Origin of the sequence: Mycolicibacterium parafortuitum (assembly GCF_010725485.1) — a bacterium.
In the GTDB taxonomy this organism is placed as follows: Bacteria; Actinomycetota; Actinomycetes; order Mycobacteriales; family Mycobacteriaceae; genus Mycobacterium.
The window spans coordinates 4,682,800-4,701,961 of record NZ_AP022598.1; the positions used below are offsets into that span (position 1 = coordinate 4,682,800).

Here is a 19,162-nt window from a genome sequence, read left to right on the forward strand (position 1 = left end):
AAGAGGCGGTGGGGAACAATTCCGCGCATGGGTCATCTCGTCGTCATCGCCACCGGGGGCACCATCTCGACCAGCTCCGACGCCGACGGAGTGAAACGTCCCACCCGGTCGGGGGCCGACCTGACGGCGGGGTTCGACGTCGAGGTCATCGACGCGCTGGCGGTGGACAGCTCACAGCTCACCCCGGCCGACTGGGACCGGATCGCGGGCGCGGTCGCGCAGGCCTCCGGCCGCGACGACACCGACGGGATCGTCGTGCTGCACGGCACCGACACCATGGAGGAGACGGCGTTGTGGCTGGAGCTGACGTACTCCGGCACCGCCCCGGTGGTGCTCACCGGGGCGCAGCGAAGCGCCGACGCCCATGACGCCGACGGACCCGCCAATCTGGCGGCAGCGCTGGAGTTCGCGGCCAGACCCGAAGCGCGCGGTATCGGTGTCGTGGTCAGCTTCGCCGGGACCGTCTTCGAGGCGCTGGGCGTACACAAGGTCGCCACGACCGACCTGCAGAGCTTTGCCGGACAGCGACTTTCGGCCTCCAAAGCCCGCCCGTACGTCGGCCCGCTGTCGGCGGCCGCGGCGCCGAGGGTCGACATCGTCGCGGCCTACCCCGGCGCAGACACCGCGGCCCTGGACGCGTGCGTGGCCGCAGGCGCGCGCGGGATCGTGCTGCAGGCCCTCGGATCGGGCAACGCCGGGACGGCCCTGATCGACGGGGTGCGCCGACACTGCAGCGACGGGGTGTCGGTGGTGGTGTCGACCCGAGTGCCGGGTGGCACCGTCCACCCCGCCTACGGCCCGGGCCGTGACCTGGTCGACGCCGGGGCGGTGGTCGCCACGCACCTGCGGCCGCCCCAGGCCCGGGTGCTGCTGATGGCCGCGCTGGGCGCCGGCTCCCCCGTCGCCGAGGTCTTCGATCGCTGGGGCTGATCAGCTCTCGGCGCGGGTCATCTCCTCGACATAGTCCGGCCAGTCCAGCGAGTCGACCGGGTTCGCCCGGGACAGCGCCGGGTCGTCGTCGCGGAACGTGCGCGCCGGGCCCGGCCCGGTGGCCCGGCTCTCGAACCGCACGGTCATCACGCCGTGTCCGGCGCCCTGAACCCAACCGTGGCCGAACTCGGTGTGGGACACGTCGTCGCCGATCCGCCACGCGGGGCCGACCGGAGACGACGCCGGCGAGGCCGGTGAGGACGGCCCGACGCTGGTCAGTTCCTCGGTGGTCGCCGCTTCCAGGTCGGGGAACAGTGATTCCTGCTGGATGTCGGACAGACCGGAGAACCCGACCCCGACCAGACGGACCGGCCCGATGTCGACCGGGTCGAGGAGCAGCCGGTGCGCGGTCGCGATCAGGGTGCCCGCGTCGGTCGTCGCGTACGGCAGTGTGGCCGACCGCGTCAGCGTGCTCATGTCGGACTTCTTGAGCTTCACCGTCACGGTGCGCGCCCCGCGGCCGTCCTTGAGCAGTCTGCGGTGGGCGTGCTCGCCGATCGGCCCGGCCGCATCGCGCAGCTGGCGCAGCGTGGTCAGATCCTCGGGAAAGGTCGATTCGGCGCTGATCTGTTTGGCGGGTGCGTTCTCGGCGACCGGCCGGTCGTCGATGCCGCGCGCCAGCCGGTGCAGTGCCGGACCGACGGTCGGGCCCAGGATGTTGGCGACCTCGGTGTCCGACAGCGCCGCGAATCCGCCGACAGTGTCGATCCCGAGTTTGTGCAGTTTGTCCTCGGCCACCGGCCCGATGCCCCAGAGTTTGCGCACCGGAAGGTCCTCCAGCAGCTCACGTTCCTCGTCGTGGGCGACGACCCTGATACCGTCCGGTTTGGCCAGGCCGGAGGCGATCTTCGCGATCTGTTTGCCCGCCCCCGCGCCCACCGACGCGACCAGCCCGGTGACGGCCGCGACGTCGGCACGCAACTGCTGGCAGAACTCTGCCACCTCCCCCGACGAGGCACCGATGAGCACGTCGGGCTCGCCGAACGCCTCGTCGAACGAGAGTTGTTCGAGCACCGGCACTCTGGCGCGCACGGTCTCGAACACCCGCCGGCTGGCCAGCCCGTAGACCACCCCGCGCGGCGGCAGCACCACCGCAGCAGCACCGACCAGCCGCCGGGCCTGGTGCATCGGCATCGCCGACCGGGCGCCGAACACCCGGGACTCGTAGCTGGCGCCGGCGACCACGCCACGGCCGCCCAGACCGCCGACGAGTACCGGCCGTCCCCGCAACGTCGGGCGGGTCAACTGCTCGACGGACGCGAAGAACGCGTCCATGTCCAGGTGCAGGACCCATCGAGCGGCCACAGCTGCAGATGCTAGGGCGTTGCCGTTAGCGTGGCCGGTGTGGCACACCCGAGCGCCGAACCTTTCGATGTGGCGATCCGCGACGAGACCATCAGGCTCGGCCAGTTCCTGAAGCTGGCGAACCTGATCGACTCCGGCGCCGACGCCAAGACGGTGATCGCCGACGGTGCCGTCACCGTCAACGGCGAGCTCGAGCAGCGCCGCGGCAGGCAGCTGCGCGCCGGCGACGTCGTCGAGCTCTCAGGGCGGGCCGCGCGGGTCACCGCCGGCTAGATCTTCGCGATCGCCACCCGCACGCCGTCGCCGATCTCGGCACCGCCGTCGGGTTCGCCGAACTCGAAGCTGGTCGCGAGGATCTCCCCCGCGATCAGATCGCGGTGGGTCTGCGCCCATTCCTGATGCTGCGCGGGTACCGAGATCACCACCGAGATCCGGTCGGAGACTTCGAGACCGGTCGACTTGCGCAGCTCCTGCAGCTCGCGGATGCGGTCCTTGGCCCACCCCTCGGCCTCCAGCTCGGGGGTGACGGTGCCGTCCAGCACCACCAGCCCGGCACCGTCGGGCAGCGCCGCAGTCCACTCCGGGTCGGCCGCAACGAGTTTGGAGCTGTACTCCTCGGGCAGCAGCACCGCGGGCCCGGCGGTCAGTGTGCCGTCGTCGTTGACGGCCGCCTCGCCGGCCTTGACGGCCTTGATCGCGGCCTGCACGTCCTTGCCGATGCGCGGACCCGCGACGCGGGCGTTGACGGCCAGCTCGAACCTGCCGTAGGTGGCGATGTCGGCGGTGAGCTCGACGGCCTTGACGTTCAGCTCGTCGGCGATCAGGTCCCGGTAGGGCTCCAGTCGCTTCGGGTCGTCCACCGCCACCGTGAGTTTCGGCAACGGCAGCCGCACCCGCAGCTTCTTGGCCTTGCGCAGCGACGAACCGACCGAGGCCACCTCGCGGACCAGGTCCATGTCGGCGACCAGCTGCGGATCGGCGGGCAGCAGGTCAGCCTCGGGCCAGTCGGTCAGGTGCACCGATCGCTCGCCGGTCACGCCGCGCCAGATCACCTCGGAGATCAGCGGCAGCAGCGGCGCGGCGAGCCGCCCGGTGACCTCCAGCACGGTGTGCAGCGTGTCGATCGCATCGGCGTCCTCATCCCAGAACCGCGAACGGGACCGCCGCACGTACCAGTTCGTCAACGCCTCGGTGAACTGACGCAACTGGTCGCACGCGCCGGAGATGTCGCACACGTCCAGCGATGCGGTCAACTGATCGCGCAGCACCGCGAGCTTGGCCAGGATGTAGCGATCCAGCACGTTCGTCGAGTCGGTGCGCCATCTGCCCTTGGCCGGCGCGTACAGCGCCAGGAACGTGTAGGCGTTCCACAGCGGCAGCAGCACCTGTCGCACACCTTCGCGGATGCCCTGCTCGGTGACGATCAGGTTGCCGCCGCGCAGGATCGGCGAAGCCATCAGGAACCATCGCATCGCGTCGGAGCCGTCGCGGTCGAACACCTCGTTGACATCCGGGTAGTTGCGCAGCGACTTGCTCATCTTCTGGCCGTCGTTGCCGAGCACGATGCCGTGCGATACGCAGGTGCGGAACGCGGGGCGGTCGAACAGCGCGGTGGACAGCACGTGCAGGGTGTAGAACCAGCCGCGGGTCTGCCCGATGTACTCCACGATGAAATCGCCGGGAAAGTGCGACTCGAACCACTGCTCGTTCTCGAACGGGTAGTGCAGCTGCCCGTAAGGCATCGACCCCGAATCGAACCAGACGTCGAGCACGTCCTCGATGCGGCGCATCGTCGATTTGCCGGTCGGGTCATCGGGGTTGGGCCGTGTCAGCTGGTCGATGTAGGGCCGGTGCAGATTGTCGGGACGCACCCCGAAGTCACGTTCGAGCTCGTCGAGGCTGCCGTACACGTCGATCCGCGGATAGGCCGGGTCGTCGGACTTCCACACCGGGATCGGACTGCCCCAGTAGCGGTTTCGCGAGATCGACCAGTCCCGCGCACCTTGTAGCCACTTGCCGAACTGCCCGTCCTTGACGTGCTCGGGGTACCAGGTGATCTCCTGATTGAGTTCGACCATGCGGTCGCGGAACTGGCTCACCTTGATGAACCACGACGACACAGCTCGGTAGATCAGCGGGTTGCGGCAGCGCCAGCAGTGCGGGTACGAGTGCTCGTAGGTGTCGTGCCGCAGCAGCACCGCACCGTTCGCGGCGGCGGGTCCGGTGCCGTTCTTCAGATCACGGATGATCTGCGGGTTCGCGTCGAACACGTGCTGGCCGGCGTAGTCGGGCACGGTCGAGTCGAAGCGGCCCTTGGAATCCACCGGGGTCACGGCCTCGATGCCACCCGCCTGCGCGGTGGCCATGTCGTCCTCACCGTAGGCCGGCGACATGTGCACCAACCCGGTGCCGTCCTCGGTGCTGACGAACTCACCGGGAAGCACCCGGAACGCGTTGGCCGAGTCCATGAAATACGGGAACGGCGGCGCGTACCGCACGTCGAGCAGATCGCGGCCGGTGTAGCTCGCCACGACGGCCGGTTCCTCGCCGAGTTCACGCGCGTAGGCGCCCAGGCGCGACTCGGCGAGCACGTAGCGGCGCCCGTCGGCCTCCACCACGACGTAGGTGATCTCGGGGTTGACCGCCACGGCCTGGTTGGACGGCAGCGTCCACGGCGTGGTCGTCCAGATCAGCAGGTAGGCGCCGACGAGGTCCGGGACGGGCCCGTCTGTCACGCGGTAGCCGACGGTGAGCGCCGGGTCCTGCCGGCTCTGGTACACGTCGTCGTCCATCCGCAGCTCGTGGCTGGACAGCGGCGTCTCGTCATTCCAGCAGTACGGCAGCACGCGGTTGCCCTCATAGGCCAGGCCCTTGTCCCACAGCTGTTTGAACACCCAGATCACCGACTCCATGAAGCCGATGTCGAGGGTCTTGTAGTCGTTGTCGAAATCGACCCAGCGGGCCTGGCGGGTCACGTAGTCGCGCCATTCGCCGGTGTACTTGAGCACCGATGCCCGGCATGCGTCGTTGAACTTCTCGATGCCCATCTCTTCGATCTGGGCTTTGTCGGTGATGCCGAGCTGACGCTGCACCTCGAGTTCGGCCGGCAGTCCGTGGGTGTCCCAGCCGAACCGGCGCTCGACCTTGTATCCGCGCATGGTGCGGTAGCGGGGAACGATGTCCTTGACGTAGCCGGTCAGCAGGTGGCCGTAGTGCGGCAGACCGTTGGCGAACGGCGGGCCGTCGTAGAACACGTACTCGGGCGAGCCGTCGCGCCGCGCAACGCTGGCGCGGAAGGTGTCGTCGCCGTCCCAGTAGCGCAGGACCTCGGACTCCAGCGCGGGGAAACTCGGCGCGCCGGAGGCGGGCTTGGGATATGCGGTCACGTGCTGCGTCTCCTGTGCCATCACACGATCTAGGCACGGGGACGAACGTCGCGCAGGTGCGCGAGCGCCGCGGTACCACCCCGCTTGCGCACACATGGTGTGCGCCACTCGAATCTGGGCTGTGACGGGCCCGGCCGTTCGGTTCTACTGGGCGAGGCCCGCTTTTCTCGGGCCCACGCTGTTCTTCCGAAGACTCCCCGGTGATGGCCGGATCGACGCCGTTGCCCAACAGTTTAGCGGCGTCGCCGTGGTGGTTTCACCACGGCGACGCCGCGTCGGGTCTTTTCTTCTTGTGAAGTGCTTGAGTGGGCCGGGCCGCTACAGCGGCGCCGCCGCGTCCGAGGTGATGTCGACGACGGCGAGCGGGAACTGCTCGGCCATCTCCTCGACCGAGTACGCGTCGAACCGCTGCGCGTCGTACCACCAGTCGATCTGCAGGCCGCCCCCGAGACGCTGCACCCGAAGCTCCAGGGCGCGGCCGGCCGGCTCGTCGACGAGTCCGCCGGCGGAGACGTTCAGCAACACCTCCGCGGGCTCCCCGGTGCGACCGGGCGCTGTCGCCAAGGCGGCGTGGGCCCCCTGCAGCATTTCCGTGGGCCCCGCCGTTGCCGTGTCCGCACACAGCAGGGTCACCGGGTGGCTCAGCCAGCGCTGACCTCCCGTGACATCGACGGCCACAGCTCCTTCACCGCGCGTGCGTCCGAGCATGCGCCCGAATGCAGCCAGCAGAATCTCTTCGATCTGCACGCCGAGCCAGGAGGCTGCGGCTTCGATTTCCTCGGTCAGTTCGCTCGAAGGGACAGTTGTGAACTTCTCTAGCTGATCTGGCAGCGCTTCGGCCGAAGACCGGTCGAAGATGTCGAGCGCCGCCGGCGCGGTGGAGACGGGCCGTTGTTTGACCTCGTCTGCGATGTATGGAGCGACCATGGGCATACCGTACAGCGAATGTCCCATTTTTGGGAGAGACCTCCCACAACTGTGACGGCTGGGTCAATTAAGAACGTGTTCTTCATTTGCCGGCAGGGGCTCCCCGCGGTCGGGATCAGGGTTTATGGTGTTCTGATGCCCCGTACGGACGAGAACGGCAGACAGCTGAAAGCCCTGCTCGACTACCTCCTCGACGGAGAAATCGACGCTAAAGACATATTCGATGCGCTGGGTATTTCCAGCAGTACTTATTATCGGCGAATTAAAGATGCCGATTATCCAAATGCCGAGGAACTTCGCCTCGTGGCCGATCGCTTTTCCCTTAGCTACCCAGACCTTCAAATCCAATTCGGCCTGATGAGTCGGCAGGAAGTGTGGAGCTACGTCGAAGCATCGGGTGCCGCCCCGCACGGGGTCGTTACACTGCCGGATTCCACTGTAAGGGCTGCTACGCGGCAGCGAACCAAACTGTCCGATCTGGCGCCGCGCCTCGACGCTCCGCCGCTGTAGCCCGCAACCCGCATACAATTTGCTGAACTAGTTCTGTCCGAAAGCGAATTACATGGCTCTGGCATCTCTGATCGCGATCACACTCCTGTGTATCGGGTGGAGTCTGTGGATTCGTCGCGTCACGTGGTCGTGCCGATGGGAAGTCGCCGCGACGCTGAATATCGCGTTACAGGGCGCCGCGGTGCTGCTGATGTCCCCGCTGGCCTCCGAGACCCTGGGCCCGTTGCTGCACTCGCTGACGGGTAAGTGGAACCTCGAGGACTATCTCGGCCACGATTGCTACATCGTCGCCGCCTCGGCCGTCGTGTACAACACCGTCGGCAGGTTGGAACAAGACCATGCAATGCAGCAACGGTTCCGCAAGCACATCGAACTGCCTGCGACACTGTGCATCCCGCTGCTGCTCGCGGCCTTCTGGATCGGCAACGGCGCGCAGATGTACCGGCCGGACTTCTTCGACGTTCCCACCGACCTGTGGTTGAACCTGTATTGGCTGATGCTCTGCGGCATGCTGATCTACCTGCTGTTGTACGGATCCCGGGCCTTGCTGATCCTGCGCACCGACCCCCGTTCGCGGGCGATCGCGGACGTGTACCTGTTCGCGTCGGCGATGGGCATCCTGGCCTGCATCGTGCGGATCGTCACCGCCTTTGTCCCGGCTCTGCAGACCGTCCACGGAACGACGCTGGTGTGGGTCTTCGCGTGTGCCTGCGGCGCGGGCTTCGCACTGACCTCGGCGCATTCCTGGCGGATCAAGACCAGGTGGTTCTCGAACGCCAGGAGCTAGCTAGAACGGCGGGTGTTCAGACTGCGGTGGCGGTGACGTCGGTGAACGGTGCACCGTACTCGCGCACCCGACGGTAGCCGTTGCGGCGGGCCGACGCCGCGCCGAGCCGGATCAATCCAGCGGTGGCGACGAAGCCGGCCTGATCGCTGACCACAAACGGGGTGAGCAGGCGGTTGTGCACGAATCCGAACGCCAGACCGGTGTCGGGGTCAGCCCAGCCCAGTGACCCGCCGAGCCCGACGTGACCGAAACCGGGCAATACGCCCGGAATGGGCAGACCGTGATAGCCGAGGTGGAACGACAGCGGCATGACCATGCTGTGGTCGAGCCGCAGGCTGCGGCGCCCGATCAGCCTGGTAGCCGTGTCGCGCGACAGATACTGCCGACCGTCGATACGTCCTTCGTTGGCGATCGCGCCGTACATGCGGGCCAGCGCCCGGGCGGTCGCGACGCCGTTGGCGGCCGGAATCTCTCCGTCGAGCAACGGCGTGTCGCCCTGCACGAAGCTCTTGACGCCCGGGAAGTAGATCGCGCCGAAGCCCGCCGAGAAGGGCAGCGCGGCGATGTGCGGGGCGACCATGTTGAACAACGGGTTCTGCAGCCGGGTCTGCGGACCGATGATGCGCGCCGGCTGGGTGGGCGCCTGTACCGGAGGCCTGCCGAGGTGAATGCCGTCGGTGTTCAGCGGAGCGGCCACCTCGGTGCGGATCAGCTCACGCATACCGACGCCGGTGACCGACCGCGCCAGGCCCGACAACAACCAGCCGAAGGTGAAGGCGTGATAAGCGGGCTTGCCGACCAGCCAGCTCGCCGGAGCAGCGGCCAGCCGCTCCTCCATCACGAGGTGATCCATCAGGTCGGTCTTGGCCGCACCGTTGAGCTGGGACAGCCCGGCCCGGTGCCGCATCAGTTCGCGGACCGTGATCGTCGCCTTGCCGTTGACGCCGAACTCGCGCCAGTACTCGGCCACGGGTGCGTCGTAATCGATGAGCCCGCGATCGGCCAGCCGGTGGATGACGGTGGCGGCCACGCCCTTGGTCGCCGAGAACACCATCGGCGCGGTGTCTGCGGTCCAGCGGCGCTTGCCCTTGCGGTCGGCCCACCCTGTCCACACGTCGACGACGGGTTCACCGTCCAGGTACACCGACAGCGCGCCCCCGCCGAAACGGCGATGGGGAAACATCTGCGCGAAGGCTCGGACCGCGAGAGTGAAGTTGGGGTCAGCAGCACCCTGTACGCCCCGGGGCAGATGGCCACCGTGACCGTGTGAGAGCGCCTCGTCGCGCTCCCGGGAATTGACACCCGTCACAGTGCTGAATCTACCCCGGTGTGCGGCAAACAATCCTGGTGTTACCGATTTGTTAGCCGCGGGCTTGATCGGAAGGCTCGACGGCGTCCAGGATCTGCTGCGCGGCAAGCGCCGGGGTGAGTTCACCGTCGCGCACCTGACGCTCGACGTCGTCACGGATCGCCCTGACCCCCGGGCTCGACAGCACCCGGTCGAGGACGGTGTCACGCACCATCGACCACGTCCATTCCACCTGCTGGTCGCGGCGGCGGGCGTCGAACCGGCCGGCTTCGGTGAGCGCCGCCCGGTGCTTGAGCACGGTGTCCCAGAGCTCGGCCAGCCCCGCTCCGGTCAGCGCACTCATCGTCAAAACCGGTGGCCGCCAGAGGGTTTCGCGGGGATAGATGAGCCGGATGGCACCGGCCAGTTCGCGGGCGGCGGCCTTGGCCTCCACCGCGTGCTCGCCGTCGGCCTTGTTGACCACGACGATGTCGGCCAGTTCCAGCACACCCTTCTTGATGCCCTGCAGTTGGTCACCGGTCCGGGCCAGCGTCAGGAACACGAAGGTGTCGACCATGTTGGCAACCGTCACCTCGGACTGCCCCACGCCGACGGTCTCGACCAGAACCACGTCGTAACCGGCGGCCTCCAGCAACACGATCGTCTCGCGCGTCGCCTTGGCGACCCCGCCGAGGGTGCCCGACGTCGGCGACGGACGGATGTAGGCGTCGGGGTGCACCGCGAGCTTGGCCATCCGGGTCTTGTCGCCGAGGATCGATCCGCCCGTGCGTGTCGAGGACGGGTCCACGGCGAGCACCGCCACCCGATGGCCCCGCTCGATCAGGTGGATGCCGAGCGCCTCGATGGTGGTCGACTTGCCGACGCCGGGAACGCCGGTGATGCCGACGTGCATCGCGCGTCCCGCCTCGGGCATCAGCTCGAGCAGCAGTTCCTGCGCCCGCTGCCGATGGTCGGCGCGCGTCGATTCCACCAGAGTGATGGCCCGAGCCAGCGCTGAGCGGTCCCCCGCGCGCAGTGCAGCGGCGAGTTCGACGACGGGCTGTTTCATCTAGCTCAGGCTGTAGCCGAGGCGTTCGGCGAGCTTGGTCAACAGGCCTATCGCGGCATCGGCGATCACGGTGCCCGGCGGGAAGATCGCCGTCGCCCCGGCCGCGTAGAGCTCGTCGAAGTCCCCGGGCGGGATCACCCCGCCGACGACGATCATGATGTCGGGTCGCCCGACCTCGGCCAGCGCGTCACGCAGCGCGGGCACCAGGGTCAGGTGACCCGCAGCCAGCGAGGACACCCCGACCACGTGCACGTCGTTGTCGGCTGCCTGACGCGCGACCTCTTCGGGCGTGGAGAACAGCGAGCCCACGTCGACGTCGAAGCCGATGTCGGCGAACGCGGTCGCGATGACCTTCTGGCCGCGGTCGTGGCCGTCCTGGCCCATCTTCGCGACCAGGATGCGCGGCCTGCGGCCGTCGGCCTCGGCGAACTTCTCGACCAGTTCGGTTGCGCCGCTGACATTGCTTGCCATGCCCACCTCGTCTCGGTACACACCGGAGATGGTGCGGATCTCGGCCACGTGCCTGCCGTAGACCTTCTCCAGCGCATCGGAGATCTCCCCGACCGTCGCGTGCGCCCTGGCCGCGTTGATGGCCAGCGCCATCAGGTTGTTGCCCAGCCCATCCGGCCCCGCCGAGGTGTTCTCCCCGGCCGCGCGCGTCAGTTCGGCCAGTGCGGCCTGGGTCGCGTGCTCATCCCGCTCACTGCGCAGCCGCTCCAACTTGGCGAGCTGTTCTGCGCGCACCCGGCTGTTCTCGACCTTGAGGACCTCGATCTCCTGGTCCTCGGTGACCTGATACTTGTTCACACCGATCAGAGCCTGCGCGCCCGAGTCGATCCGGGCCTGGGTGCGCGCGGCGGCCTCCTCGATGCGCATCTTCGGGATGCCCTCGTTGATGGCCTGCGCCATACCGCCGTGCTCGGCGATCTCGCGGATGTGGCCGCGAGCCTTCTCGGCGAGCTGGTGGGTCAGCCATTCGACGTAGTACGAGCCGCCCCACGGGTCGATCGGCCGGGTGGTGCCCGACTCCTGCTGCAGCACCAGCTGGGTGTTGCGGGCGATCCGGGCGGAGAAGTCGGTAGGCAGCGCGAGCGCCTCGTCGAGGGCGTTGGTGTGCAGCGACTGGGTGTGGCCCTGGGTCGCGGCCATCGCCTCGATGCAGGTGCGCGCGACGTTGTTGAACACGTCCTGGGCGGTCAACGACCAGCCGGAGGTCTGCGAATGGGTGCGCAATGACAGCGATTTCGAGCTCTTCGGGTCGAACTGGGCGACCAGCTCACTCCACAGCAGACGCCCGGCGCGCAGCTTGGCGACCTCCATGAAGAAGTTCATGCCGATGCCCCAGAAGAACGACAGCCGCGGCGCGAACTTGTCGATGTCCAGGCCGGCGTCCAGACCGGCCTTGATGTACTCGACACCGTCGGCCAGCGTGTAGCCCAGCTCCAGATCGGCGGTCGCGCCGGCCTCCTGGATGTGGTAGCCGGAGATCGAGATGCTGTTGAACTTCGGCATCTTCGCGCTGGTGTAGCCGAAGATGTCGGAGATGATCCGCATGGACGGCTTCGGCGGATAGATGTAGGTGTTGCGGACCATGAACTCTTTGAGGATGTCGTTCTGGATGGTCCCGGCCAGCTTCTCCGGCGGCACGCCCTGTTCCTCGGCGGCGACGACGTAGAGCGCGAGGATCGGCAGCACCGCGCCGTTCATCGTCATCGACACCGAGACGCTGGACAGGTCGATCCCGTCGAACAGCTGGCGCATGTCCAGGATCGAGTCGATCGCGACCCCGGCCATGCCGACGTCACCGGCCACCCGCGGGTGGTCGGAGTCGTATCCGCGGTGGGTGGCGAGGTCGAAGGCCACCGACAGACCCTTTTGTCCGGCCGCCAGGTTGCGCCGGTAGAACGCATTGGATTCGGCGGCGGTGGAGAAGCCCGCGTACTGGCGGATCGTCCACGGCTGGTTGACATACATCGTCGGGTACGGGCCGCGCACGAAGGGCGGCTCACCCGGCAGGGAGTCGAGCGGGTAGCCGGCGGCGGCGACCTCTGCGCGGTCGGCCGCGATGAACACCGGCTTGACGTCGATGCCCTCGGGGGTGGTCCAGTCCAGATCGTCGGTGGCGTACCCGTGCGCGGCTGCCGCAGCCGACACCTGCGCGGTCACCTCGGACGGGGCGGGCGGAGTCGGAGTCGTCTCACCGACAAGGGGAACGTCGGCGAAGGATTCGATCTTCTTCGGTTCCGTGGCAGTCATGTCACGCCCCCAATCGGGTCAGCAGGTCCGACAACGCTTGCACCGCATCGATTTTGGCGGTCAGGTGGCCGTCGGGCTTGGATTGCGCAGCGGCGACCGCCTTCTCGGGCCCGGCCAGCAGCACATGCTTGACGCCGGCCGCTCTGGCCGCGTCGACGACGGCAGACACCTCCTCGGCGTAGCGCGCGTCGGTCCCGCAGATCACCGCGACCTCGGTGCTCGCCGCCTCCGCCACCGCGGCCGCGACGCCGGCGGCGTCCAGCGGTCCGGGGTTGACGGCCTCGATACCGCCGGAAGCCAGGAGGTTCGACGTGAAGGTGGTGCGGATGTTGTGCTCGGCCAGAGGTCCGAGCGGAAGCAGCAGGGCCTTGGGCCGCGCCCCGTGCTGGGCCAGGAACGCGTCGGAACGGTCCCGCAGCGCCTCGAAGTCGGCAGCGTAGCGGGCCACATTCGGCAGTGGGTTCCCCTGCGGCAGAGGCGGTTCGGTCAGGTTCGGGAACTCGTTGACCCCGGTGATCGAGGTGCGCCGGTGGGCGATGTCGGCCGCCCGGCGCTGCGCGACCTCGGCGATCTGCGCCCGGATGTGGTCGTGGGCGGCCTCGAAACCGCCGTCGGCCTCGATCCGCTGGAAGTGCGTCCACGCCTGTTCGGCGAGCGAACGGGTCAGGTCCTCGACGAACCACGAGCCGCCCGCCGGGTCGAGAACGCGCCCGATGTGCGACTCCTCGAGCAGCAGCAGCTGGGTGTTGCGGGCGATGCGGCGGGCGAAACTGCGCGCGGTGCCCGGGAACCCGCCCTCGATCGCGACGTCGAACGGGTGCACCTGCACGATGTCGGCGCCGCCGACACCGGCGGCGAAGGCCGCGACGGTGGTGCGCAGCATGTTCACCCACGGGTCCCGCTGGGACATCATCGGCAGCGAGGTGACGGCGTGCACCGTCGCCGCACCCGCGTCCGCGTCACCGACGACCTCGGCGACACGGGCCCAGAGTTGGCGGGCGGCACGCAGTTTGGCGATCGAGGAGAACTGGTCGTCGTCGACGGCGATGCGGAAGCTGATCTGGCGCAGCGCCGCACCGGCGGGCACCCCGGCGTCGACGAGGTGACGCAGGTAGGCCACGCCCGCGGATATCGCGGCGCCGAGTTCGAGGGCGGCGTTGGCCCCCAGATCGTGGAAGGCGGGGCCGTCGACGGTGATGGCTCGGACGTGGCCGTCGTGGCCGAGCACGCTCTGCGCGGTGGCGACGACCTCGTCGAGGCACGGCGCGCTCGTGCCCGCGAACGGCGCGGTCAGCGGGTCGGCGCCGAGATCGATCGACAGCCGGCTGCGCTGGTCGTCGTCGAGGCCGCTCAGCAGCCCGACGAGGGCGCCGGCAGCCGCGCCGTAGGCGGCACCGTCGCTGTCCAGCACGATCGGCACCAGGTCGAGGTAGACGCCGTCGAGCAACTGCTCCAGTTCGGTCGGCGCGACGCCGTCGGCGCCGATACGCAGCACCAGGGCACTGATGCCCTCGGTGAGGCCGAGCAGGATCGAGCCGTTGGCTTCGGCGGTGTCGGCGCCGTCGGCCGGGTAGACGTCGGCCACTTTCCAGCCGGCCTTGACGTCACGCAGCGCGTCGCCGCCGCGGATGAACGGCCACCGGCCCGGCAGTGCGGACTCGGCGATCTCGTCGCGGCTCGTGTACAGGGGTCGGATCGGGAACCCGTCGTAGGTTCCGGAGTCCAGCAGACGCTCGGGTTCGGGGCCCAGTTCAGCGGGGTCCTTCTTCGTGGACTTCGCCAAGACGGCGGCCACGGCGGAGCGCCATCGGTCCAGATCGGAGTCAGCTACACCTGCGGCACTGCCGGCGCTGGGATTCTGCACAGCCATCAGGCTAAATGATGGCCATCACAGCAGCGGGGGGCGGTGTGCACACCGCACACCGCGCCGACACCGCCTGTTCGCCGGCGCGCCGTAGGCTGGGGAACCGTGAAATCCGTAGTCAGCACACTCCGTACCGCGTTCGCCGCGGTCGTCGCGATGCTGGCGACGGTGCCCAGGACTCGGCTGATCGCGCTCGCGTCGACGATTGTGATTCTCATCGCAGTTGCCTATCTCGTCCCGCTGCCGACCGCGCTGCAGGTGCGTGACTGGGCCACCTCGGCCGGTCCGTGGTTCCCGCTGGTGTTCTTCGTCGCGCATGTGCTGGTGACGGTGTTCCCGTTCCCGCGCACCGTGTTCACGCTGTCCGCCGGGCTGTTGTTCGGCCCGGCGCTGGGCATCCCGATCGCGGTGCTGGCGAGCACGCTGAGCGCGGTGCTCGCGCTGCTGCTGGTGCGGATCGCGGGCTGGCAGGTCAACAAGCTCGTCACGCACCCGCGCGTCGCGAGCATCGATGCGCGACTGCGGGAGCGCGGCTGGCCGGTGGTCTTCTCGGCGCGGCTGATCTTCGCGCTGCCGTTCTCGGTGCTGAACTATGCCGCGGGCGCATCCTCGGTACGGGTGCTGCCGTACACGCTGGCCACCTTGTTCGGGGTGCTGCCGGGGACCGCGGCGGTCGTGATCCTCGGCGACGCGCTGACCGGGCAGGTGAGTCCGACGCTTCTGCTGGTGTCGCTGTGCACCGCCGCGGTGGGGTTTGCCGTGCTCGGCGTCGAGGTCTGGATGCATCGCAGGCGTCGGGACGCGGACGCCGCTAGGTCGCTGACGGCCCCTTGACGGTCATCGCGCCGAACAGACCGAGCAACGACGACGCGGCGACCAGACCCGGGCTCCAGTCCCGTGCCCGGATGTGACTCCCGGCGGCCAGCACGAAGTAGACCGTCAGCATGAACGTAGTCAGCCGCGCCAGCTTCGGGAAGCGATACACCGAGAGCAGACCGAGCGCGGACGCCGCCTTCACCACCGGCAGCACGGGCCACAGACGCCTGGGGAGTTCGACCGCCTCTAAGGCTTGGGCGACCGGTGGGATCGGCCCGACAGATGCGGCCGCGTCGGCGGCCTGGATGGCGGCCAGGATCGCGTACGTCCGGGGCGACGTCAACGCGCTCATTGCTCGGGGTGGGGTTGCGTCGCGGGCGCGGCCTGCGGTGTCAGCGACGGGAACTCCCGCGGTCCGTCCAGCGAGCCGGGGACCGGGGCTCGCGCCTCGGCCTCGGCCTTCGCGACGGCCTGCGCGATCGCCGGATCCGTCTCGGTGGAGAACCAGTCGGCGACCTCGTCGTCGTCGGATTTCACCGGTGCGTCGTCAACCGGCGACGGGGTGTAGCGGAACACACCGTCCTCCCCCGGCGCGCCCAGCAGTTTGGTGAATCCCTGCAGCGCGGAGCCGAAATCACTGGGCACCAGCCAGACCTTGTTCGCCTCGCCCTTGGCCATCTCCGGCAGCGTCTGCAGGTACTGGTAGGCCAGCAACTCAGGGGTGGGACGGCCGGCCTTGATCGCCGCGAAGGTCTTCTCGATGGCCTTCGCCTGACCCTGGGCCTGAAGATAGGCGGCCGCGCGTTCACCCTGGGCGCGGAGCATGCGGGATTGCCGGTCGCCCTCGGCAGCGAGGATCGAGGCCTGCTTGGCGCCCTCGGCGGCGAGGATCTGCGCCTGCTTCTGGCCTTCGGCCTGCTTGATGGCGGCCTCGCGAGAACCTTCGGCGGTCAGGATCATCGCGCGCTTCTCGCGGTCGGCGCGCATCTGCTTTTCCATCGAGTCCTGGATCGACGGCGGCGGGTCGATGCTGCGCAACTCGACGCGCGCGACGCGCAGCCCCCACCGGCCGGTCGCCTCGTCGAGCACCCCGCGCAGCGCGGTGTTGATCGAGTCGCGTGAGGTCAGCGTCTGCTCCAGCGTCATCCCGCCGACCAGGTTGCGCAGCGTGGTGGTGGTCAGCTGCTCCACACCGACGATGTAGTTGCTGATCTGGTAGACCGCGGCCTGCGGATTGGTGACCTGGAAGTAGACCACCGTGTCGATCTGCACCGTCAGGTTGTCCTCGGTGATCACCGGCTGCGGCGGGAACGACACCACCCGCTCCCGCAGGTCCACCCGGGCGCGGATGCGGTCGACAAACGGCAGCAGCAGCGTGAGCTGACCCGACACGGTCTTGCTGTACCGGCCCAGCCGTTCGATGACCGCTGCTTCGGCCTGCGGGATCAGGGCCACCGACTTCGCGACCACGATCGCTGCGAATACGACCAGTACGGCCAGCAGCACCAACCCTGCGATGGCTCCGTCCACGATGGACTCCTTCCGGGTCTATCTGATCTTGTCTACCCGATCTTGGACACGACCGCCGTCGCTCCGTCGATGTGCACGACGGTCACATGGTCGCCGGCTTCGTAGACATCGTTCTCGTTGACCGGCCGCGCCGTCCAGACCTCGCCGTCCAGTTTCACCTGGCCGTGGTGCTGCGACACCCGGTCGAGCACCAGGGCGCTCTTGCCCTCCAGAGCCCGGGCGGGCTCCGGAAGCCCCTTGCCCGACTGCATCCGGCGTTTCAGCGCAGGGCGAACACCGACCAACAGGAGCACCGAGACCACCAGGAACACCAGGCCGTCAGCCCAGATCGGCCAGTCCAGTACGAAGCTCGATCCCGCGGCGGCCAGGGCCCCGCCGGCCAGCATCAGCAGGAACAGGTCGCCGGTCAGCGCCTCGGCACCGGCCAGCGCCAATGCTGCGATCAGCCAGATCAGCGGGACAGGCATGACGCCAGCCTATCGCGCAGCCGCGTGGATGCGCCGCTAACAACTACACTGCAGCCATCATGTGGTGTCCGAGTGTTTCGCTATCGGTGTGGGCCAACGCCTGGCTGGCGGGTACGGCCGCGCCTGACGACGTCTTGGACGCGTTGTCCCTTTGGACGCCAAGGCATTCCGTGACCGCCTACGATTCCGCGGCGGCTGACCGCACGGGGTTGTCGTGGCCGGATCTCGACGACGCGGCCTCGGTGTCGCTGCTTCAGACACTGCGCACGGCCTCCGCGCGGGGCGCGTCGCAGCCGACGATCTCGCTGGCGTTGCCGGTACCCGGTGATGTCCGGGGCCTGCCTGCGGGTACGCAGTTCGGTCGCGACGCCATCGCCGCGGGCGAGGCGGTGGTGGTGCAGGGTCTCGACGGATCGATCGGGCTGGTGCCCGACTACGAATACGAGGACAGCTATCCCGACTCGCTCGACACCGACGACGACACGGAGTACGACGCCGAGTTGAGCGGGTTGTCCTGGACGGTGTACTCGTTCGGTTCGGCTCCCCCGGCCGGCCACTTCGATCTCGGTGAGGCTGAATACCAGCTGCGCGACGCGGTTCGCTCCGCGGCGGATGCGCTGGGAGCGCTTCGGGCAGGCACCTCGGGCGTCGAGATCGCCGATCCGCACCTGCTGGTCGAGCAGGTGCTCGACGCGACCAAGATGCACCGCATCCCCGACCATGCGCCGCTGCGAGCGGTACGCGTGCTGGAGAACGCCGCACACATCGACGCGATCATCACCGTCAGCTCGGGGTTGATCCCGAGCGGGCTGCAGAGTTCCTCGGAGATGCAGTTGGCCGGCGATGCACTGCGCCCGTTGATCTCGGTGGTGCGCACGGCGCGGCTGGCCGCGGTGGACGCGATCCTGCACTCGGCCTGGCGGAACTGAGGGCCGGCGGAACTAGGAACCGCAGAGCTCGGTGCAGAACGCCCCGTTGACGCTGCAGCCGTAGCCCGGCACCGGATCCGGGCCCGCGACCCGCTGCGCGGGACGGTCGAGGCGCAGTTCGTCGATCAGGTCCACCACCAGCTGGGCGAAGCGCGGCGACGCGTTCGGTGTCGATGCCCGCGCGAACGCGATACCCGCCTCGGCGGCCTGTTCGGCGAGTTCGCTGTCCAGATCCCACACCACCTCGATGTGGTCGGCGACGAAGCCGATCGGGCACACGATGACGGCGCGCGTTCCGTTGGCGGCCAACGTCGTCAGATGGTCTCCGACGTCGGGTTCCAGCCACGGCACCTGCGGCGGTCCGGAACGCGACTGCCACACCTGGTCATACTCGCGATAGCCGGCGGCCGCGGCGACCAGCGCCGCGGTATGGCCGACCTGCCGTTCGTAAAGATCTGGGCCGCAACGGTTCGCGGCCCGCAGCGGAATGGAGTGCGCGGTGAACACCAGGCGCGCGTCGTCTCGCAGGTCGGCGGGCAGCGTCGCGGCGGCGTCGGCGATCGCGTCGGAGAACATCGCGATCAGCAACGGGTGGTCGAAGAACTGCCGCAGCTTCACCAGTTCCGGCGCGTCGGGCCCGGCGGCGGCCCGGCCGCGCGCGATGTCCTCCTGGTACTGCGCGCAGCCCGAATATCCGCCCCACGCCGAGGTCGAGAACACCGCGGCCCGGCGGATTCCGTTGTCGCGCATCGCGGCAACGGCGTCCTCGACATAGGGTTCCCAGTTGCGGTTACCGAAGTAGACGGGCAACGTCTCGCCACGGCGGGCGAGTTCGGCCTCGATCGCCGAGATCAGCTCACGGTTGATCCCGTTGATCGGCGACACTCCCCCGAAATGCAGATAGTGCTCGGCGACCGATTCGAGCCTCTCCCTGGGGATTCCGCGTCCCCTGGTGACGTTCTCCAGGAACGGCATCACCTGCTCGGGACCCTCGGGGCCGCCGAACGACAGAAGCAACAGCGCGTCAAACCTCACGGG

Annotated in this window: 17 protein-coding genes; 6 read left to right on the forward strand and 11 right to left on the reverse strand. The window is 68.6% G+C overall.

Annotation, left to right across the window (positions count from 1 at the left end; all coding sequences use genetic code 11):
• Positions 1-27: 27 nt before the first annotated feature.
• A complete protein-coding gene (locus NTM_RS22080) occupies positions 28-930 on the forward strand; it encodes an asparaginase (RefSeq protein WP_163767848.1) in 903 nt (300 codons plus the stop codon).
• Here the strand turns inward: NTM_RS22080 and NTM_RS22085 are convergent, their stop codons facing one another.
• On the reverse strand, positions 931-2,295 hold the full coding sequence (locus tag NTM_RS22085) for a DNA polymerase IV (RefSeq protein WP_163767850.1): 1,365 nt from the start codon (positions 2,293-2,295) through the stop codon (positions 931-933).
• A 30-nt stretch (positions 2,296-2,325) separates the two neighbouring features.
• Between NTM_RS22085 and NTM_RS22090 the strand changes: the two genes are divergently transcribed.
• Positions 2,326-2,568 carry an RNA-binding S4 domain-containing protein gene (locus NTM_RS22090; protein ID WP_104860908.1) on the forward strand — a complete coding sequence of 81 codons (243 nt, stop codon included), beginning with the start codon at positions 2,326-2,328 and terminating at the stop codon, positions 2,566-2,568.
• On the opposite strand, the gene ileS is transcribed toward NTM_RS22090, so the two are convergent.
• Together ileS and NTM_RS22100 are read right to left on the reverse strand one after the other, a co-directional pair.
• Complete coding sequence (gene ileS, locus NTM_RS22095; protein ID WP_163767852.1) at positions 2,565-5,681, reverse strand: isoleucine--tRNA ligase; 3,117 nt, start codon at positions 5,679-5,681, stop codon at positions 2,565-2,567. The two genes, NTM_RS22090 and ileS, sit on opposite strands and share 4 nt — an antisense overlap.
• A gap of 318 nt (positions 5,682-5,999) precedes the next feature.
• A complete protein-coding gene (locus NTM_RS22100; RefSeq protein WP_163767854.1) occupies positions 6,000-6,608 on the reverse strand; it encodes a hypothetical protein in 609 nt (202 codons plus the stop codon).
• 135 nt (positions 6,609-6,743) lie between these two features.
• Here NTM_RS22100 and NTM_RS22105 point away from each other — a divergent pair, with 135 nt between their 5' ends.
• Both NTM_RS22105 and NTM_RS22110 read left to right on the forward strand, forming a co-directional pair.
• Positions 6,744-7,118 carry an XRE family transcriptional regulator gene (locus NTM_RS22105; RefSeq protein ID WP_163767856.1) on the forward strand — a complete coding sequence of 125 codons (375 nt, stop codon included), beginning with the start codon at positions 6,744-6,746 and terminating at the stop codon, positions 7,116-7,118.
• Positions 7,119-7,170: 52 nt separating this feature from the next.
• Positions 7,171-7,905, forward strand: coding sequence for a hypothetical protein (locus NTM_RS22110; protein WP_104860906.1), 735 nt, complete (start codon positions 7,171-7,173; stop codon positions 7,903-7,905).
• 16 nt (positions 7,906-7,921) lie between these two features.
• On the opposite strand, the gene lipL is transcribed toward NTM_RS22110, so the two are convergent.
• From lipL to mutA, 4 genes are read right to left on the reverse strand one after another with little or no spacing between them, the layout of a single operon-like run.
• Entirely contained in the window at positions 7,922-9,214 is a 1,293-nt protein-coding gene (gene lipL / locus NTM_RS22115) for an esterase/beta-lactamase LipL (RefSeq protein WP_104860905.1), read from the reverse strand.
• Positions 9,215-9,266: 52 nt separating this feature from the next.
• Positions 9,267-10,262: a methylmalonyl Co-A mutase-associated GTPase MeaB gene (meaB, locus tag NTM_RS22120; RefSeq protein ID WP_163767858.1), complete on the reverse strand. Its 996-nt coding sequence runs from the start codon at positions 10,260-10,262 to the stop codon at positions 9,267-9,269.
• Entirely contained in the window at positions 10,263-12,518 is a 2,256-nt protein-coding gene (scpA, locus tag NTM_RS22125; protein ID WP_163767862.1) for a methylmalonyl-CoA mutase, read from the reverse strand. It abuts the gene before it with no gap.
• A 1-nt stretch (position 12,519) separates the two neighbouring features.
• Entirely contained in the window at positions 12,520-14,388 is a 1,869-nt protein-coding gene (gene mutA / locus NTM_RS22130; protein WP_163767865.1) for a methylmalonyl-CoA mutase small subunit, read from the reverse strand.
• 99 nt (positions 14,389-14,487) lie between these two features.
• Between mutA and NTM_RS22135 the strand changes: the two genes are divergently transcribed.
• A complete protein-coding gene (locus NTM_RS22135) occupies positions 14,488-15,216 on the forward strand; it encodes a TVP38/TMEM64 family protein (protein WP_163767868.1) in 729 nt (242 codons plus the stop codon).
• On the opposite strand, the gene NTM_RS22140 is transcribed toward NTM_RS22135, so the two are convergent.
• From NTM_RS22140 to NTM_RS22150, 3 genes are read right to left on the reverse strand one after another with little or no spacing between them, the layout of a single operon-like run.
• Positions 15,194-15,550, reverse strand: coding sequence for a DoxX family protein (locus NTM_RS22140; protein WP_104860901.1), 357 nt, complete (start codon positions 15,548-15,550; stop codon positions 15,194-15,196). The genes NTM_RS22135 and NTM_RS22140 overlap by 23 nt on opposite strands.
• Entirely contained in the window at positions 15,547-16,728 is a 1,182-nt protein-coding gene (locus tag NTM_RS22145) for an SPFH domain-containing protein (protein ID WP_104860900.1), read from the reverse strand. The genes NTM_RS22140 and NTM_RS22145 overlap by 4 nt, the downstream gene beginning before the upstream one ends.
• A gap of 32 nt (positions 16,729-16,760) precedes the next feature.
• Positions 16,761-17,195 (reverse strand): NfeD family protein, encoded by a 435-nt coding sequence (locus NTM_RS22150; RefSeq protein ID WP_104860899.1) that lies wholly within the window; start codon positions 17,193-17,195, stop codon positions 16,761-16,763.
• 59 nt (positions 17,196-17,254) lie between these two features.
• On the opposite strand from NTM_RS22150, the gene NTM_RS22155 reads away from it, so the two are divergent.
• A complete protein-coding gene (locus NTM_RS22155) occupies positions 17,255-18,124 on the forward strand; it encodes an Rv1486c family protein (protein ID WP_104860898.1) in 870 nt (289 codons plus the stop codon).
• A gap of 12 nt (positions 18,125-18,136) precedes the next feature.
• Here NTM_RS22155 and NTM_RS22160 read toward each other — a convergent pair whose 3' ends face one another.
• On the reverse strand, positions 18,137-19,159 hold the full coding sequence (locus NTM_RS22160) for a ferrochelatase (RefSeq protein ID WP_163767870.1): 1,023 nt from the start codon (positions 19,157-19,159) through the stop codon (positions 18,137-18,139).
• Positions 19,160-19,162: the final 3 nt, after the last annotated feature.

Coding starts and splice junctions, on each gene's coding strand:
- NTM_RS22080 (WP_163767848.1), top strand. CDS start 28: ATGGGTCATCTCGTCGTCATCGCCACCGGGGGCACCATCTCGACCAGC.
- NTM_RS22100 (WP_163767854.1), bottom strand. CDS start 6,608: ATGGTCGCTCCATACATCGCAGACGAGGTCAAACAACGGCCCGTCTCC.
- NTM_RS22105 (WP_163767856.1), top strand. CDS start 6,744: ATGCCCCGTACGGACGAGAACGGCAGACAGCTGAAAGCCCTGCTCGAC.
- NTM_RS22110 (WP_104860906.1), top strand. CDS start 7,171: ATGGCTCTGGCATCTCTGATCGCGATCACACTCCTGTGTATCGGGTGG.
- meaB (WP_163767858.1), bottom strand. CDS start 10,262: ATGAAACAGCCCGTCGTCGAACTCGCCGCTGCACTGCGCGCGGGGGAC.
- scpA (WP_163767862.1), bottom strand. CDS start 12,518: ATGACTGCCACGGAACCGAAGAAGATCGAATCCTTCGCCGACGTTCCC.
- mutA (WP_163767865.1), bottom strand. CDS start 14,388: ATGGCTGTGCAGAATCCCAGCGCCGGCAGTGCCGCAGGTGTAGCTGAC.
- NTM_RS22140 (WP_104860901.1), bottom strand. CDS start 15,550: ATGAGCGCGTTGACGTCGCCCCGGACGTACGCGATCCTGGCCGCCATC.
- NTM_RS22150 (WP_104860899.1), bottom strand. CDS start 17,195: ATGCCTGTCCCGCTGATCTGGCTGATCGCAGCATTGGCGCTGGCCGGT.
- NTM_RS22155 (WP_104860898.1), top strand. CDS start 17,255: ATGTGGTGTCCGAGTGTTTCGCTATCGGTGTGGGCCAACGCCTGGCTG.